Below are 16,052 nucleotides of genomic sequence, written 5' to 3'. Positions count from 1 at the left end.
TCCGCCTCGGCGTGCCCACATCGCGCGTGCATCCCTCCACAAAATGCTATAAACAGGGCAGTTTGCGCTGGGAGGTGGGCATGACGTCGCTCGCTGGCGATTGGTATCGCGAGGTTGTCGAGTTCGCCGACCGCACGCCCCATGCGGTTCAGGGCTTCGTCGCGGATGCCGCGGACCTTGGCATCGTCGCGCTCGCGGTGTTGTGGCTGCTGGTGTTCTGGCGTGCCCGTCGCGCGCCGGCCCGTTCGATGGCGGTCGTGCTGGTCGGTGCGGTCGGCGTGGTCGCCGCGTACGGGCTGAGCGAATGGGCGAAGACGGTTGTCGACGCCGAGCGACCCTGCCGAAGGTTCCCGGACCTACGGATCATCGCGCACCGATGCCCGCCGACCGGTGACTGGTCCTTCCCGAGCAATCACGCGACGATCGCGGGCGCGTTCGTGACGGCAGTCCTCTTCGCGTCCTGGCGACTGGGTCTGTGGGCGCTGCCCGTCGCGTTGTTGGTCGCGTTCTCCCGCGTCTTCGTCGGCGTGCACTATCCCCACGACGTGGCCGCCGGGCTCGCGGTCGGCGCCGTGGTCACCGCTGCCATGGTGGTCGCACTGGCGCGGCCGGCGACGACGGTGATGGTGTCGCTGCGGGACAGACCGCTGTTGAGCAGACTGCTCACCGCCGAGGCCCAGCCCGTCGTCACCCGCTGAGTCCCGAGGCACGCCGGGTCGGGGCCGCCCTGTCCGGAACGGATCAGTGCAGTGACTCGAAGAAGGCCGTTATGTCGGCCGCGAGCAGTTCGGTCTCCTGATGCGGTGCGAAGTGGCCGCCGCGCGGCATCCGGGTGTAGCGGACCACGTTGTAGGTCCGCTCCGCCCAGCTGCGTGGCGGCTGCGACAGGTCGTTGGGGAAGACCGCGATGGCGGTCGGCGCCTCGACCCGGCGGACCCGCTCGGTCCTGCCCCGGCCGAAGTCCCAGTACGGCCGAAACGACGTGGCGATGGTCCCGGTGTGCCAGTAGAGCGAGGCCTGGGTGAGGATCTCGTCGTCGCTGAAGGCACCGTCCCAGGCGTGGTACTTCTCGAGGAGCCAGGCGAGCAGCCCGACCGGCGAGTCCGACAGCCCGTAGCTCAGCGTCGCCGGCCGGGTCATCTGCTGGTGTTCGTACGCACCCTCGTCGGCGAACCAACGCGCCACCGCGGCCAGGTAGTCGCGTTCCTCGCCGGTGAGGGTCGCCGCGTCGTAGTCGGGCGGGTTCGCGATCGACATGAGATGGATGCCGGCGACGACAGTGGGATACTCCTGTCCGAGCAACGACGTCGTGCCCGCCCCGAGGTCGCCCCCGTGCGCGCCGTACCGGGCGAACCCGAGTTCGTCGTGCATGAGCCGGTGCCACAACTCGTGGGTGGGTATCTGGGTGCCGCCGGCAGGCGGCCGCGGCCCGAGCGGGAAGCCGGGCAGGCACGGCACGATGACGGTGAAATCGGGCTGCAAGCGCCGCGCCAGGGGGACCAGCTCGAAGAAACTGCTGGGCCAGCCGTTCGTGAGAACCAGAGGCAGTGCGCGTGGCCGAACCGCGTCGAAGCGAAGATAGGTGAGCACACTGCCGGCGATGTCGGCCTGGTTCCAGGGCAACGCGTTGATCTCGTCCTCGTGCCGTCGCCAGTCATAACCGTCCGCCCAGTAGCCGGCCAGTCGGCGCAGCTCCGCGTCCGGGGTCCCGGCCGTCCACTCGTCTGCGGTCGGGTCGATCCAGGCCGCCCGCGGCCATCGGGTGGTGATGATGCGGCTTCGCAGCGCGTCGAGCTCTTCGGCAGAAATCGCAATCATGCTGGCACGCTATCGGCACGGCGGCCGCGCGTTGCTGGTGCGGCCGTTGATGTTTGCATGGCCAAGGAATGGATAGGCGGATGGTTACCGACGCCGTCTCGGGAGTTCGCGTGAGGGCCGACATCCGCTTGTCCGCTGATGCGGCATCGAGGTATTCGTTCTGGGCACGCGCGTTCCGCCCACTCTCGGCGGCCGCATCCGCAGCGTGCGGCTGGCGGAGAGCGACCCGCTGGCGCACGAACGGACGCTCCTCTTCGTCGGAAGCCACTATGGCAGCGGCTTCTTCGCGCGCCGCCGCACCGACGACCCGGGCGAGCAGACATGGCTGTGCGGAACCTGCTACGACTACGACCGGATCGTCGAGGCGACCCTGACCCTGATCCATCGCATCCCGATGCCGCCCGCGGACGGCCCACCCAGGTAGCGCGGGCCGTCCACACGCCGTCCGCCGAGAGCCGCCCTCTCGGGATCAGGCCGCCAGGGCCTCGGTCGGCGAGAGCCGAGACGCCCGGAAGGCCGGATAGAGCCCGGCGACCCCGCCGATCGCCACCGTGGCACCGAGGGCACCGCCGGAGGCCCACAGCGGTACGACCGACGGCCAGCCTTGATAGGCGGCATAGGAGAACGTAAGGGCCACGCCGAGGAGGACCCCGCCGAGACCACCGATCAGCGACAGGAGCAGCGATTCCGCGAGAAACTGCGACCAGATCTGCCGTCGGGTGGCGCCGAGGGAACGGCGCAGGCCGATCTCGGCCCGCCGTTCGAGGACGGAGATGACCATCGTGTTGGCGACCCCGATCCCGCCGACGAGCAGGGCGATCGCGCCGAGCCCCAGAAGCAGGCCGGTGAGTGCGGCGTTGGCGGCGCGGCGGGCGAGCAGGATGTCGGAGGGTTTCGAGACAGCGACCGACCCGGGCGCCACCGGGTTGGCGGTGACCGCCAGCACGGCCCGGACGGCCTCGACGCGATCCTCGCGTGACCGCGTGTAGACGGTCGTCGGGCGACCGTCGAAGCCCAGGTACGCGCCGGCCGCGGCCCAGCCGACGAGCACGGCGGAGTCCAGTTCCGGGGTGAGCAGCACAGGATCGATGACGCCGACGACCGTGAACCGCTCGCCACCGACCAGGATCTGCGTCATCGGGCTTGGACGGCCGATCCCGAGCCGGGCGGCCGCGTCGGCGCCCAGGACGGCGGCGGGATAGCGCCCCGTGAGGTCGTTGAGCCAGGCGCCGGAGCGCACCGCGCCCCCGACGGCGGCCAGCAGCGTGGACCGCGCGGCGAGGACCGTGAGTCCGTTGGTCTCCTCGGGCGGGATCCGGTCCGATCGGTACACGTGCGTGTTTGCGACGGCCCCGGTGGCCGAGACCGCGGTGACCGGGCCGATGCGCGCGATCATCGCCTCGGCTTCGGCCGGCAGCCTGGCGTCGGCGCCGTCGACCGTCCGCCCCGGCGCGACCGTGAGCAGGTTCGTGCCCAGCGCCGCCAGCTGTCGGTTGACCTGTTCGCCGGACGATGCGGACAGGCCCACGACGCCGACCATCGCGGCGATGCCGATGGCGATGCCCAGTGCGGACAGCAGCGCCCGCGTGGGCCGGGTACGCAGGCCGGCGGCGGCCACGCGGACGACGTCGCTGGGGCGCAGCCGGGCCGGGAGAAGCGTCATGGGCTCACCACCCGGCCGTCGCGCAAGTGGATCTGGCGGTCGAGGCCGGCAGCGACCTGCTGGTCGTGGGTGATCACCACGATCGTCGTTCCGCTTGCGTGGAGGTCGTGCAGCAGGGCCATGACGGCCGCGCCGGAGGCGGAATCGAGGTTGCCGGTCGGCTCGTCGGCCAGCAGCAGGGCCGGTTCGCCGACCACCGCTCGCGCGATCGCGACCCGCTGCTTCTCGCCGCCGGACAGTTCGCGTGGCTCGTGCCGCAGCCGGTGGCCGAGGCCCACCCGCTCGAGGGTGGCCGTGGCGCGGCGGCGCCGTTCGGCTCGGGCGACGCCGGCGTAGAGCAGGCCGTCGGCGACGTTGTCGCGCACGGGCACCCCGGCCGCGAGATGGAACTGCTGGAAGACGAACCCGATGCGCCGGGCCCGCAATGCCGAGAGCTGGCGGTCGGTGAGACGGCCGACGTCGTGGCCGTCGACCGCCACGCGGCCCGCGGTCGGCCGGTCGAGCGTACCCATCATGTGCAGCATGGTTGATTTCCCGGAGCCGGACGGCCCGACCACCGCGACGCTGTCGCCGGGGGCGATGGTCAGGGTGACGCCCGCCAGAGCGTGCACACCACCGGCGTACGCCTTCGTGACGTCGGTCAGTTCGATCATCGCGGCATCCCCACGGTGGTGCCCTCCTCGAGCCCGTCGCCGGTGACCTCCACGCGGCCGTTCGCGAACAGCCCGGTCTGGATGCGCACGTAGTGCGTCGTCGTACCGTCGATCACCTCCACGCCGTAGCCGCCCTCGGCCAGGGCCACCAGCGCGGCGACGGGCACGGACAGGACGTGCTCGCGCTGGCCGGCGGTGAAGGTCACGTTGACCACGGCCGCCTCGATGCCGGCGGCGGCGGCCGGATCGGCCAGCGAGACCGTCACCTGGATCCGCGTCTCGTCCTGGCCGCCGGCGTCAGCCGGCTCGACGATGGTGAACACCCGGTCGACGCGACCGGCGGTGACCGTGCCGTTCGGCAGCTGGATCCGCACCGTGGTTCCGCGCCGGGCCAGGCGCTGCTGTCCGATCGCGAGTCGCACCGTCACCTGGCGGCCGGTCGTGGTGTAGGTCAGGACCGCCGCGGCGCCCCCGGTGGACTCGTTGACGCCGGCGGCGGTGGCCGCCACCCGGATGGCCTCCGGCGCGAACACGACGCGGCCCTGCTCGACGCGACCCGTCCGGGGGAGGCCGTGGTCTTCCTGCCATTCGCGTACGGCGGTGGCGGTGGCCGACGAGTAGATCGCGTCGACCGTGAAGCCGTGGTAGCCGAGGGCTTTCAGGTTCTGCTCCAGCTGGCGCACGTCGGAGCCGGTCGAGCCGGGCCCGAGGGACCGGTACGCGGCGACGGAGCCGTACATCAGCACGATCGGGGTGTTGTCGACCCGGTAGATGGGGCGGCCGCGGCCGATGACGTCGCCGGGAAGTGGCATCCGGGTGATGACGCCGGGGATGCGCCCGGCCAGTGTCGTGGTGCCGGTGTAGCCGAGTTCGCCGGCGACGTCGGTGGTGTCCAGCATCGTCTCCCGGACGACCTGGGCACGTTGGGGTGGCAGGTCGTCGTCGGCGGTTGGCGCTGCCGGGTCCGGCCCGAATCCGAACGTCGCGGTGGCCGCGGCGGCGGCCGCGAGGACGCCGACGCCGGCGACCGTGAGGGTCTGCGCGCGACGTCTCATCGCGGCGACGGGGTGTACTGCCGGACGTGCTCGTCGCAGACCGGCTCCGCCTGCGCGTACTCGGGGTCGTCACGGACCTCCAGCGGGACCTCGACGTGTGCGTCATTCTCGGGGTCGGGGAAGTGCTCGACGCCGTGTGCGCGCATGCAGCGGGAGAACTCGCGCGACAGTTCGAGCTTGAGCTCGGCCAGGCCGGGCGGTGCGACCGGCTCGTACTGCCGGCACTGCTGCTGGGCCCTGGCGATCGCGGCGGCGTCGAGCGAGTCTTTGTCCTGCGGCCGGCCCGGCTGGACGTTGCCGGCGCTGTCCAGCTGGGGGTCGCTCATCGGCACGCCGTTGGAGCGCACGCACTGGGCGTACCGGATGGCCTGGTCCATCTCGCTGAGGCTGGCCGTCGGTCGTGGTGCGGCCGCTCCTCCCGCTGACGGGATCTCGTCCTGGTGTGGCGATGTCGTGCAGCCCGTTGCCAGCAGGGACATGAGCAACGGCGCGAGCCATAGTCTGGTTCTCATCGGGTCAGTGGAGCAAGCCGGCCGCAACACTGGCGTCACAGCGCCTGTAACACCGGTGTTACGCGGAACCGTCGAGACTGGCCGGGGAGGGGGGTGTGGCGTGCGCGTGCTGCTGATCGAAGACGAGGTCCTGCTGGCCGAGCAGATCGCGGACGGCCTGCGCGATCAGGGCATGGCCGTGGACCTGTCCGCCGACGGGGTCGACGGACTCCACAAGGCCGGCACCAACCGCTACGACGTGATCGTGCTCGACCGCGACCTGCCGTCGCTGCACGGCGACCAGGTCTGTGCCGCGCTGGCCGGCAGCGGCGACCGTCGTATTCTCATGCTCACCGCGGCCGGCGAGACCGCCGACCGGGTCGCGGGCCTGACCCTCGGCGCCGACGACTACCTGTCCAAGCCGTTCGCGTTCGCCGAACTCGTCCTGCGGATCCGGGCGCTGGCCCGGCGGGCCAACAACGCGCCGCGGGTGCTGCGCCGGGGCCGCCTCACGTTCGACACCGCGCGGCGGGTCGTCACCCGCGACGATCGGGTCATTCCGTTGACCACCAAGGAGATGGCCGTGCTGGAGATCCTGATGACCGCCAACGGTGCCGTCGTCAGCGCCGAGGACCTGCTCGAGCGGGCCTGGGACGAGCACGCCGACCCGTTCAGCGCCGCGGTCCGGGTCACCATCGCGCGGTTGCGGCGCAAGCTCGGCAGCCCACCGCTGATCGAGACCGTCGTCGGCGCGGGATACCGGCTGTGAAGGCGCGCGCGTCGATCCGGCTGCGGCTCACGGTCGTCTACACGGTCGTGCTGGTCGGCACGTGCGCGGCGCTGCTCGGCCTGAACTACGCCATGCTCTACAGCAGCCTGTACGGGCCGGTCGAGGAGTCGGCCACGTCCGTGAAGGCCGCCGCCGCGGGGCCGGTGCGGGCCGGCGACGCTCTCAAGGACGCGATGCTGGACCAGTTGCGCACACAGACACTGCTGCACACCGCCGGCACCTCCGCGATCGCGCTGGCCGTCACGGCCGTCGTGGGACTCGGCCTGTCCTGGTTCGTCGCGGGCCGCATGCTCCGTCCATTGCGGACACTCACCGCCGCGACGAGGCGGATATCCCACGACCGGCTGCACGAACGGATCGCCCTGGCCGGTCCGCGCGACGAGCTCAAGGAACTGGCCGACACCTTCGACGACATGGTCGCCCGCCTCGAAGCCGCGTTCACCAGCCAGCGCCGGTTCGTCGCCGACGCCTCACACGAGCTGCGCACCCCGCTGACGATCGTGCGGACCGGCGCCGAAGTGCTGCTGGCCAAGCAGGACACCACGGTCGAGCAGTGGCAGGCGATGACACACCGGACGCTGACCGCGACCGGACGGGCCGAACGGCTCCTGGATGCCCTGCTGGCCCTGGCCCGCAGCGACAGCGGTGTCCTCTCCGCCGAACCACACGACCTGGCCGAGCTGGCGGCCGTCGCCGTCGCCGAAGCCGACGACGAAACCATGGACATGACCACCGACCTGCGCTCCGCGCCCGTCATCGGCGATCCGATCCTGTTGGACCGCCTCATCCGCAACCTCGTCGACAACGCGATCCGGCACAACCATCCGGGCGGAGCGGTGTCGGTGCGGTCGGCGGCAGCCGACGGCCGGTCAACGGTGACGGTGACGAACACCGGCAGCGTGATCCCCGTCGACGAGGTCAGCCGGCTCTTCGAACCCTTCCAACGACTGGACCCGGGCCGCGCCGCCGCGGACCGGTCGGTCGGGTTGGGCCTGGCCATCGTGCGGTCCATCGTCCGCGCCCACGGCGGGATCGTCGCGGCGATCCCGCGACCGGGCGGCGGGCTGACCGTAACGGTCACATTCACAGCGGCGGGCGGCGAGTGATGCTCGCACGGGTTCAGCGGGCGTCGCGGATGGCGAAGACGAGCAGCCCCAACAGAACGGCACCGCCGGCGTACGCCGACAGCACGCCGATTCCGGCCCAGGGCCCGATGTGCTCGGCGGCGAAGTCGCGGGTGGCCTGGATCGACAGGCCGGCGTCCATGGGGGAGTACCGCAGGATCCGGTGCTCCCACCGTGGGTCGCTGAGGAATGACGCCGCGACCGGGATTCCGTAGAGCAGGAACAGGGCGGCGGTGATCGCCCCGGCGGTGTCACGAAGGAGCAGTCCCAGCCCGGCCGCGAGAGCGGCGATCAGCCCCAGGTAGACGATCGAGCCGACCGCGGCCCGCTGGTCCAGGTGATCCGACCAGACCGGCCCCGCGAAACCGGTGCCGTCCAGAGCGATCCCCGCCGCCAGGTAGGCCGCGGTCACGGCGATCGCTCCGGCCGCCAGCGCCACCCCCACCAGGACCGCCAGCTTGCCCAGCACGACCAGGGTGCGGCGTGGAACAGCGGCCAGTGTCGGTTGGATCGTGCGGGTCGCGTACTCGGCCGTCACCGCCAGGACGGCCAGGATCACGACGGCGACCTGCCCGAGGCGCACGCCGGCCAGGCTGAGCTTGACCGGGTCGACCAGGCAGGGTGTGTCGCAGCTCCGGTGGTCCAGGGTGCCGGTGATCGCGGAGCCGAGCGCGACGGTGCCGGCGACGGCGCCGAGCAGGAGCCAACCGGTGCTCGACAGCGTGCGCAGCTTGGTCCACTCGGCGCGGATCGCCCGCAGCGCGGTCACGCGTCGGTCCGCCGAAGACGCCACCAGGCCAGCGCGAGCGCGGCGCAGGTGTAGGCGGCGACCACACCGATGCCGGCCCACGGCCCGATCATCGCCCACGGTTCGGCCAGGGTGATCGTCGGCGGCTTGGCCCGCTGGGTGGCCATCCCGCCGGCCAGCGTGGCGTACATGAGCCAGCGCGGTGCCGTCCCGGGTAGCACCATGCCCACGATCAGGGGCAGGAGCACTAGCACGATCGTGGCCGTGATCGCCGCGGCGCTGCGGCGCACCACCATCCCCACGGCCATCGCGAACAGCGACACCAGGGCCATGAACGCCGCCGTGAGCAACAGAGCGCGGACGACCGGACCATCCGAAAGGGACGGTGTGGGGAAGGCCGGTGGTGCGAACCCGTGGTTCTTCATGGTCGGCACGGCCAGCGTCAGCGCGGCGACGACACCGACCAGGCTCACGGCGTACGCCGTCGTCCCGAGCACGATGGCCTTGGCCGCGAGGACCCGCCCGCGTCGCGGGGTGGCCGCGAAGGTAGTGCGGATCATGCCCCGGCGGTATTCGGAGGTGGCGAACAGGGCACCGACGGAGACCAGGGCCATGAGCCCCGCGATGGCACCGATCAGCGCGGCCTCCACGACGTCGTCGTCCGGCGCGTGCGGGCCGACCCGTCCGCTGCCGGTCACCGTGAAGCCGGAGCCGGAGGTGGCGAGCCGCCCGCCGGCCGGGCCGCCCTTCCCCTCGCGCGCGGCGGCGTTCTCGTCCGCGATCTGGTCGCCCTTCCACTGACCGGCGCCGTCGAGGGTGACGTTGTCGAAGGTGGCATCGGCGGTCGTCGGTCGTTCGGCGACCGACGAACTCGCGCTGCCGCGCGAGGTGTACAGCGCCGGAGCGGAGGAGACGTAGAAGCCGATCTCGGCCGTCGACGGCAGGCTGCGTGGGGTCAGCGAGCCGATCGGTGTCCAGTTCGTGCCGTCGGGCGACTCGTATCCGGTGACGGTGTTCCCGGCGCGCACCAGACGCAGCCAGCGCGTCCCGCTGCTCGCGCTGCCCTCGTGGTCGACGGCGTAGTCCGACTGCATCCGCACACCGCGGTCGGCGGTCAGCATGACCGCGGCGTACGACGAGCCGGACCGGGTGCCGTCTTTGATCATGATCCCGGCGGCCGCACCGGCGTACGGGCCGGGGTCATCGAGCAACGTCAGCGACTCGTCACGACTCGGACGCCGGTCGGGAGACTCCTGCGGGGGCGTGACGGACGCGACGCGGACGGTCAGTGTCGTGTCCCCGGCGACCGGCTGGTGCACGAAGTAGAACGTGTCGGACACCGGGTCGTCGCTCGGGCCGACGACGAAGTTCCGGTGTACGTTCGCGTCGGTCCGGTTGGCCGAGGCCAGCAGCGCGCTGAGCCCGATCGTCAGGGCCAACGCACCGAGGAAGGTGATGACCCAGCGGGACACGGACCGCAGTTTCGTCCATTCGCTGAGCAGCAGGCGGGGGAAGGACTCGCGGGCGTTCACCGGGCACCTCCTTCGACGACCTCGGGCGCGTACTCGATCGACCCCCGGGTGAGGTCCATGTATGCCTCTTCCAGCGATGCCCGGTGCCGGCGCAGCTCGGAGAAGGGGATGCCGGCCTCGGTCAGCAACGCCGACACGCGGCTGCCGGGCACGCCCTCGACGGTGATCGTGTCGGTGCCGATGACCGTCACGGTCGCGCCCGCGTTGGCGAGCGCGGCGGTGGCCGCTTCCCGCTGGCCGGTGACGACCTCGGTGCGCTCCTTCGACGCGGTGGCCAGCAGCGCCGCGACGCTGGTGTCGGCGACGAGCCGGCCGCGGCCGATGACGATCAGGTGGTCGGCGGTCCCTTCCAGTTCGCCCATCAGGTGGCTGGAGACGAGCACCGCCCGTCCTTCGGCCGCGAGTGCCTTGAGCAGGACCCGGATCCAGACGATGCCGTCCGGGTCGAGCCCGTTGACCGGCTCGTCGAAGATCAGCACCGGCGGGTCACCCAGCAGGGCGGCCGCGATGCCGAGCCGCTGCTGCATCCCGAGCGAGAACCCGCCGGCCCGGCGGCGTGCCACCGATCCCAGGCCGACCTGTTCGATGACCTCGCCCACGCGACGCTTGGGGATGCCGTTGCTGTGGGCCAGCCAGAGCAGGTGATCGCGGGCCTTGCGGCCGGGATGCACCGCCGAGGCATCCAGCAGCGCACCGACCTTCGTCAGCGGGGTCCGCAGCGAGCGATAGGGCTGGCCACCGACGAGCGCCGCGCCGTCGTCCGGCGAGTCGAGTCCGAGGATCAACCGCATCGTCGTGGACTTGCCCGCACCGTTCGGCCCGACGAACCCGGTCACCTCGCCGGGCCGGACCGTGAACGACAGCCCGTCCACAGCCACGGTGGTGCGGTAACGCTTATGGAGCGCGCGTACCTCGATGGTGGGTTCCATGCCAGGCAGACTAGGCATCCGGGGCCGATCAAAGCCTCACGGAACAGGGTGGTTCCCGGGTACCCGCCGCTCCCCAATACGAGGGAGACCGCCTCACCGACGCGACGGACGACGGCGACTTCCGCGCCCGGTCACAATGGCTCGTGTGAGAGGGCTGCGACTACCGTCGACCGCGCTGGTCGGCGTGCTGACGGCGGTCCTCGGCGTGGCCGCCGCCGTCGAGTCTCTCGGTTCCGCGGACGGCCTGTTGCCCCCCTCCCTGAGCGCTCTGGTCGCGGCCGCGGTCGTGGCACCGCTGGCGCTGGCGCGGCTCTGGCCGATCACGAGCGCGATCCTGTCGACCACCGCCTGCCTGTCCGGGCTCCTGCTGGCAAAGCCGCTGACCGTCGCCGGGGTGATCGCGCTGGCGGTGCTGTTCGCGGCGATCGGGCGCGAACGCCCGCTGCCGTCGCCCCTCCTGCTACTCGTTCCCTTCGCCGGCTATGCCGTCCTGCCCGCGTCGGCCGACAGCGCCGGCGGGCGAACCACCGCCATCGGGCTGCTGGCCGTGGTCACCGGCGCGGCAACGGTGGGGGTGACGCTTCGGCTGCGGGCCGAGACCCGGCGACGGCAGGCGTCTGAACGGTCGGCGGCCGCGTCCCTGCTGGAGTACGCCGCACGCGGCGAGCGGGCCCGCATCGCCCGCGAACTGCACGACGTGGTGGCACACCACATCACGATGATCGCCCTGCAGGCCGACGCCGCCCGGTTGGCGACGCCCGGGCTGCCGCCCGACGGTGCCGCGCGGCTGACCGCCATCGGTGACACCGCCCGCACCGCGCTGACCGAGATGCGTCGATTACTGGGCGTGCTGCGGGAGGACGTGGACGCCGAGGACGAACTTCGCCGGCCCCAACCCGGGCTGCGGCAGCTCTACACGCTGCTCGACGAGGTCCGTAACGCCGGCTCGGTCGGCGTCCGGCTGATCGTGTCCGGCTCGGTCGAACCCCTCGACGATGGCCTCGAGCTCACCGCGTACCGGATCGTGCAGGAGGCGTTGACCAACGTGCGGCGGCACGCACCAGGTGCCTCGGTCGACGTCGAGCTGCGCTACGGCGCCGACGAGCTGTGCGTTCGCGTGCACGACAACGGACCCGGCCCGTCCCCCGTCGACGAGGCGGTCGGGCAGGCCCGCCCGGCCGGCCATGGGCTGGCCGGGATGCGCGAACGGGCCGCCATGGCCGGCGGGCACGTCCTCGCCGGCCCCGGCCCGACGAGCGGATTCCTGGTCGAGGCGGTCCTGCCGAAGAAGGGAGCGGCATCGTGACCGCCGGCGGCGCGGACGCGACCCGCATCGTCGTCGTCGACGACCAGGACGTCGTCCGCGCTGCCTTCGAGGTGCTGCTCGGGACCCAACCCGACTTCACCGTCGTCGGCTCGGCCCCCGACGGTGAACGGGCGGTGCGGCTGTGCCGCGAGCTGTCTCCCGACGTCGTCCTGATGGACATTCGCATGCCCGGCATGGACGGCATCCTCGCCACCCGCCGCATCCTCGCGAACCGGGCCGACGACAAGCCCCGGATCCTCATCCTCACCACGTTCGACCTGGACGAGCACGTCTACGACGCCCTCGACGCCGGCGCCAGCGGTTTCCTGCTCAAAGACGCCACCGCCGAACGGCTCTTCGACGCCATTCGGATCGTCGCGTCGGGCCAGGCCCTGCTGGCCCCGACCGTCACCCGGCGGTTGGTGGCGGAGTTCTCCCGGCTGCGCCGCCGCAGCCGGCGACACGACGGGGTCCTACAGACGCTGACCACGCGGGAGACCGAAGTGCTGCGCCTGCTCGCCGAAGGCCTGTCCAACACCGAGATCGCCGCACGGCTCGTGGTGGGCGAGGAGACCGTCAAGTCCCACGTGAGCCGACTCCTGGCCAAACTGGGCCTGCGCGACCGGACCCAAGCGGTCGTCGTCGCCTACGAGTCCGGCCTGATCGTCCCCGGCGACCGCTGATCGCGTTTCGCCGCGATCGGTCGGAGAAAGATCCGGTCAGCGCGGGCCCACCTCGCGGCGGACCGTGTCGATGCCGGCCACGACGAGGGCCGGTGTGCCGTCGGGATCGTGGCGCAGCACCACCGTCGAGCCGGGCAGCAGGCCGTCGGCCATCAGGTAGGTGTCGCCGTCGACCCAGCGCAGGTTGAACCGGCGCGACTGCAGGTGCAGGACGAGCCGCGATCCTTCCAGCGCCAGCAGGTATCCGCCCTCGTAGTAGCCCAGCCACGGCTGGACCCGGCGCCGCTCGACCGGGCGCGTCGTGCTTCCCTTGGCCGCCAGCGCCCGCCGGGCCGCGGCGGCGGCCGCGCTGACCTTCGGCGGGACTCCCTCGTTGAGGCCGAGGCGGCTGCTCAGGATCAGGTTGAGCACGTAGAGGTAGAGGAACAGGCCGGTCGGTTCCGGGTTCGTGCTGTTGAGCACGACGATGCCGAGGTCGCGTTCGGGCAGGAAGCCGACGTATGCGGTGAACCCGTCGATCGCCCCGTTGTGCCAGACGAGCCTCGTGCCGTCGCGGAACCGTTCACTGATCCAGCCCATCGCGTAGCCGGCCGAGGCGGCGTCGGGGTCGAGCACCGGGTCGGTCGGCACCGGGATGTGCGGACGCCAGCACTCGGCCAGGTTGGCGGCCGAGACCACCCGCCGGCCGGTGACCGACCGGCCGCGCCGCAACTGGAGCCGGACGTAGCCGGCCATGTCGTCCAGGGTCGACAGTGCGCCGCCGGCCGGTGCGTAGCTGCCGACCGGGCCGTAGGGCAGCGTGGTGGTGCCGTCGAAGATGTCGACGCCGTAGCCGCGGGTGTAGTCGGCGACCCGGCCCCGCGGGTCGTCGGCGATCCGGGTCCCGGCCATGCCGGCGGGCCCGAAGACCCGGCTGCGGATCGCCTCCACGTACGCGGCCGCGACGTCGGCCGGTCGCACGCCGGTGGCCAGGAGCGGCAGGTAACCGCCGGCGGCGTACACCGTGTTGTTGTAGATCCACCGGGTGTCCGGCGGTGCCGCCACGGGCAGGTTGACCACCGACCGGAGCAGTTGTTCGGCGGTGGGACAGCCCTCGTGCGGTGCGGAGAGCGCGGGCGGCTCGTCGATGCCGGTGGCCATCCCGAGCAGGTCGCGCACCCGCAGCGTGCGGGTCAGTTCCGGGGTCGGCGCCCGGAAGCCGGGCCAGGCGTCGACCGCGGGCTGGTCCCAGCCGATCACGCCCTCGTCCACATAGGTCGCGGCCAGCAGCGACGACATCGACTTCGTGGTCGAGGCGACCAGTAAGTGCGTGCCGGGCGAGATCCGCTCGCCGAGCACCAGGCGGTGTGCGACCCCGCCGGCGCGGACGACGGCGATCGCCGCGCCGACCAGTCGCTCGCGGCCTTTGCCGCTTTAGCGGCTATTCGACACGCGCAGGGGTGAGCACGAAGACGGGGATGATCCGGTCGGTCTTGGTCTGGTAGTCGGCGTAGTCGGGCCAGGCGGCGACGGCCCGCTGCCACCAGACCGCGCGCTCGTCACCGGTCACCTCGCGGGCGGTGTAGTCCCCGCGCACCGCGCCGTCCTGCAACTCGACGCGCGGGTGGGCGACCAGGTTGTGATACCAGACGGGGTGGGTGGGCGCGCCGCCCTGCGAGGCGACCACCGCGTACTCGCCGTCGTGCTCGACCCGCATCAGCGGCGTCTTGCGTATCTTCCCGGTCCGGGCGCCGACCGAGGTCAGCACGATGATCGGGCGACCACCGAACGTGTTGCCCTCGGCACCCGACGTGCTCTCGAACAGCTCCACCTGCTTGCGCGCCCAGTCGGTCGGGCTCGGCGCGTACTCACCCGTCAGCGGCACGACATCTCCTCACGTTCGCGTTTGTGTCGAACGCGAAGCTACCCGCCCAGAGCGGGAAACGGCGTGGCCCGCGACTCGCCTGGTGCCGGGTCGGCCGCATCAGGCCGCGGGCGCCTCGATGACGATGGCCAGGCACATCTCGTCGGCCGTGCCCTCGCCCCAGACCACGTAGCGGGGCGGCAGCTTGCGCAGCGCCGGCAGTTGGCCGCGCAGCGTCGCGTCGTGCGTGCAGGTCACCCGGTAGGTGTCGCCGGGCTTGACGGTGACGCCCGCGCCGACCGGGCGGACGGCCTGGTCGTCGAAGTCGAACGCCGGGATGTCGAGCAGCGTGCGGGCCCCCGGCTGGCCGGGGTTGAGCTCGACCTTGATCGAGCGGCCGAGCAGGTGCATGTGGCCGCCGACGCCGTAGAGGGTGGCCGGCCGGGCGACCCGGTGGGTGCACGACTGGGTCGGGCCCGGCTCGGCCCCGTTGCCGCAGAGTTGCCGCAACCCGGCAACGAGTTGACCCGCCTGTGCACCGAACCGCCGTTCGACGTCGGCCACCGCGGCGTCCCGCTCGCAGAGCGGGCCCTTCTCGGTTGCCGCGCACGGCAACTCGACCGGCGCGGGCAACAGCGTCGTGCGCAACGGGGTCAGCGAACCGCCGGCCAGCCGCAGCCGGATGCCCGACCGGTCGGCGCCGCCGGGCTTGCCACCGGTCGCGAGCAGGCTGTAGTGGATCTGCATGACCAGCAGGCTGCCCGGGTCGAGCTCGAAGCCGAGGCCGGCCGGGTAGATCGTCTCGCCGCCGCCGGGAGCCCAACTCGCCACCCACGACGGGTCGTCGCCCACGCCGGCATCACCGAAGCACTGCCACCCGTCGCCCGGCGTCGACGCGTCGTAGTCGCGCAGCCGCGCGGCGTCACCGGCCGGGATCCGGAAGAAGATGGCGTGGTGCACGATGTCGCGGTTCTGCGGCTCGAACCGGCTTCCGGTCAGGAACGCCTTCTCCGTGAGCCCCGGGTCGACCACGAAACACCGGTATTCGTCGGCGTCGTCACCCGGCGGGTCGGGCGTGAAGGGCCGCGCCATCCCGGTCTCGACGAAGCGCTCGCCGGCCCGCAGCGGCTGGCTGGCCGGCGGGGACCCGGTGTGGCCGGTGTGCAACGGCGCGGTCGCCGGTCCCGCCGGCGTCACCCGCGCGCAGGCCGCCAGGGCGAGGGCGCAGACAGCGAGAATCGCAACGACGGGGGTACGGCGAGCGATGGGCGACATGTACGACAATGTATCCCTCATGGCCCGTGAAAGCGGCCACTTGACTATCGCTGAACTCCGTGTCGAACGGCCGCCGGCTTCGTTCACGGCAGGTCAAGTGACCATTTCTACGCTGACCCGACCATTTCCGCCTGGGGAGGGA

The 16,052-nt window shown here is 72.0% G+C and carries 17 protein-coding genes; 6 read left to right on the top strand and 11 right to left on the bottom strand.

All coding sequences use genetic code 11. The annotated features are described in order from the left end of the window. Positions 1-11 precede the first annotated feature (11 nt). Positions 12-698, top strand: coding sequence for a phosphatase PAP2 family protein (locus tag AB0J74_RS12775; protein WP_363447713.1), 687 nt, complete (start codon positions 12-14; stop codon positions 696-698). A 43-nt stretch (positions 699-741) separates the two neighbouring features. Here AB0J74_RS12775 and AB0J74_RS12770 read toward each other — a convergent pair whose 3' ends face one another. Further along, entirely contained in the window at positions 742-1,818 is a 1,077-nt protein-coding gene (locus AB0J74_RS12770) for an epoxide hydrolase family protein (RefSeq protein WP_363447711.1), read from the bottom strand. Between the two features lie 205 nt (positions 1,819-2,023). Between AB0J74_RS12770 and AB0J74_RS12765 the strand changes: the two genes are divergently transcribed. Beyond that, positions 2,024-2,242: a hypothetical protein gene (locus AB0J74_RS12765; RefSeq protein ID WP_363447709.1), complete on the top strand. Its 219-nt coding sequence runs from the start codon at positions 2,024-2,026 to the stop codon at positions 2,240-2,242. A gap of 45 nt (positions 2,243-2,287) precedes the next feature. Here the strand turns inward: AB0J74_RS12765 and AB0J74_RS12760 are convergent, their stop codons facing one another. From AB0J74_RS12760 to AB0J74_RS12745, 4 genes are read right to left on the bottom strand one after another with little or no spacing between them, the layout of a single operon-like run. Continuing rightward, positions 2,288-3,481, bottom strand: coding sequence for an ABC transporter permease (locus AB0J74_RS12760; protein WP_363447707.1), 1,194 nt, complete (start codon positions 3,479-3,481; stop codon positions 2,288-2,290). Next, the gene (locus AB0J74_RS12755) at positions 3,478-4,134 is read right to left on the bottom strand and encodes an ABC transporter ATP-binding protein (RefSeq protein WP_363447705.1); all 657 of its coding nucleotides are present in this window, start codon (positions 4,132-4,134) and stop codon (positions 3,478-3,480) included. Before AB0J74_RS12755 ends, AB0J74_RS12760 begins: the two co-directional genes overlap by 4 nt. Then, the gene (locus AB0J74_RS12750; protein ID WP_363447703.1) at positions 4,131-5,189 is read right to left on the bottom strand and encodes a peptidoglycan-binding protein; all 1,059 of its coding nucleotides are present in this window, start codon (positions 5,187-5,189) and stop codon (positions 4,131-4,133) included. Before AB0J74_RS12750 ends, AB0J74_RS12755 begins: the two co-directional genes overlap by 4 nt. Then, positions 5,186-5,701 (bottom strand): hypothetical protein, encoded by a 516-nt coding sequence (locus tag AB0J74_RS12745; protein WP_363447701.1) that lies wholly within the window; start codon positions 5,699-5,701, stop codon positions 5,186-5,188. Before AB0J74_RS12745 ends, AB0J74_RS12750 begins: the two co-directional genes overlap by 4 nt. 100 nt (positions 5,702-5,801) lie before the next feature. Between AB0J74_RS12745 and AB0J74_RS12740 the strand changes: the two genes are divergently transcribed. Both AB0J74_RS12740 and AB0J74_RS12735 read left to right on the top strand, forming a co-directional pair. Further along, positions 5,802-6,449: a response regulator transcription factor gene (locus AB0J74_RS12740; protein ID WP_363447699.1), complete on the top strand. Its 648-nt coding sequence runs from the start codon at positions 5,802-5,804 to the stop codon at positions 6,447-6,449. Continuing rightward, positions 6,446-7,576 carry an ATP-binding protein gene (locus AB0J74_RS12735; protein ID WP_363447697.1) on the top strand — a complete coding sequence of 377 codons (1,131 nt, stop codon included), beginning with the start codon at positions 6,446-6,448 and terminating at the stop codon, positions 7,574-7,576. The genes AB0J74_RS12740 and AB0J74_RS12735 overlap by 4 nt, the downstream gene beginning before the upstream one ends. A 13-nt stretch (positions 7,577-7,589) precedes the next feature. On the opposite strand, the gene AB0J74_RS12730 is transcribed toward AB0J74_RS12735, so the two are convergent. Genes AB0J74_RS12730 through AB0J74_RS12720 form a run of 3 tightly spaced genes read right to left on the bottom strand, consistent with a single transcriptional unit; the run spans position 7,590 to position 10,803 of the window. Continuing rightward, a complete protein-coding gene (locus tag AB0J74_RS12730) occupies positions 7,590-8,363 on the bottom strand; it encodes an ABC transporter permease (protein WP_363447695.1) in 774 nt (257 codons plus the stop codon). Then, on the bottom strand, positions 8,360-9,874 hold the full coding sequence (locus AB0J74_RS12725) for an ABC transporter permease subunit (protein ID WP_363447694.1): 1,515 nt from the start codon (positions 9,872-9,874) through the stop codon (positions 8,360-8,362). Before AB0J74_RS12725 ends, AB0J74_RS12730 begins: the two co-directional genes overlap by 4 nt. Continuing rightward, entirely contained in the window at positions 9,871-10,803 is a 933-nt protein-coding gene (locus AB0J74_RS12720) for an ATP-binding cassette domain-containing protein (RefSeq protein WP_363447692.1), read from the bottom strand. The genes AB0J74_RS12725 and AB0J74_RS12720 overlap by 4 nt, the downstream gene beginning before the upstream one ends. A 145-nt stretch (positions 10,804-10,948) precedes the next feature. On the opposite strand from AB0J74_RS12720, the gene AB0J74_RS12715 reads away from it, so the two are divergent. Both AB0J74_RS12715 and AB0J74_RS12710 read left to right on the top strand, forming a co-directional pair. After that, positions 10,949-12,109 (top strand): sensor histidine kinase, encoded by a 1,161-nt coding sequence (locus tag AB0J74_RS12715; protein WP_363447690.1) that lies wholly within the window; start codon positions 10,949-10,951, stop codon positions 12,107-12,109. Continuing rightward, a complete protein-coding gene (locus AB0J74_RS12710) occupies positions 12,106-12,792 on the top strand; it encodes a response regulator transcription factor (RefSeq protein ID WP_363447688.1) in 687 nt (228 codons plus the stop codon). The genes AB0J74_RS12715 and AB0J74_RS12710 overlap by 4 nt, the downstream gene beginning before the upstream one ends. 36 nt (positions 12,793-12,828) lie before the next feature. On the opposite strand, the gene AB0J74_RS12705 is transcribed toward AB0J74_RS12710, so the two are convergent. The 3 genes from AB0J74_RS12705 to AB0J74_RS12695 form a co-directional block, all read right to left on the bottom strand. Continuing rightward, on the bottom strand, positions 12,829-14,184 hold the full coding sequence (locus AB0J74_RS12705; RefSeq protein ID WP_363447787.1) for a serine hydrolase domain-containing protein: 1,356 nt from the start codon (positions 14,182-14,184) through the stop codon (positions 12,829-12,831). Between the two features lie 28 nt (positions 14,185-14,212). After that, positions 14,213-14,656, bottom strand: a complete 444-nt coding sequence (locus AB0J74_RS12700; protein WP_363447686.1) for a nitroreductase family deazaflavin-dependent oxidoreductase — start codon at positions 14,654-14,656, stop codon at positions 14,213-14,215. A 99-nt stretch (positions 14,657-14,755) separates the two neighbouring features. Next, the gene (locus tag AB0J74_RS12695; protein WP_363447684.1) at positions 14,756-15,910 is read right to left on the bottom strand and encodes a monooxygenase; all 1,155 of its coding nucleotides are present in this window, start codon (positions 15,908-15,910) and stop codon (positions 14,756-14,758) included. Positions 15,911-16,052 lie beyond the last annotated feature (142 nt).

Origin of the sequence: Asanoa sp. NPDC049573, assembly GCF_040676615.1 — a bacterium.
Lineage (GTDB): Bacteria > Actinomycetota > Actinomycetes > Mycobacteriales > Micromonosporaceae > Asanoa.
Note: the sequence above shows the minus strand (reverse complement) of the source record. Positions and strands in the feature narration are given on the sequence as shown.

Coding starts and splice junctions, on each gene's coding strand:
- AB0J74_RS12745 (WP_363447701.1), bottom strand. CDS start 5,701: ATGAGAACCAGACTATGGCTCGCGCCGTTGCTCATGTCCCTGCTGGCA.
- AB0J74_RS12720 (WP_363447692.1), bottom strand. CDS start 10,803: ATGGAACCCACCATCGAGGTACGCGCGCTCCATAAGCGTTACCGCACC.
- AB0J74_RS12755 (WP_363447705.1), bottom strand. CDS start 4,134: ATGATCGAACTGACCGACGTCACGAAGGCGTACGCCGGTGGTGTGCAC.
- AB0J74_RS12750 (WP_363447703.1), bottom strand. CDS start 5,189: ATGAGACGTCGCGCGCAGACCCTCACGGTCGCCGGCGTCGGCGTCCTC.
- AB0J74_RS12695 (WP_363447684.1), bottom strand. CDS start 15,910: ATGTCGCCCATCGCTCGCCGTACCCCCGTCGTTGCGATTCTCGCTGTC.
- AB0J74_RS12760 (WP_363447707.1), bottom strand. CDS start 3,481: ATGACGCTTCTCCCGGCCCGGCTGCGCCCCAGCGACGTCGTCCGCGTG.
- AB0J74_RS12770 (WP_363447711.1), bottom strand. CDS start 1,818: ATGATTGCGATTTCTGCCGAAGAGCTCGACGCGCTGCGAAGCCGCATC.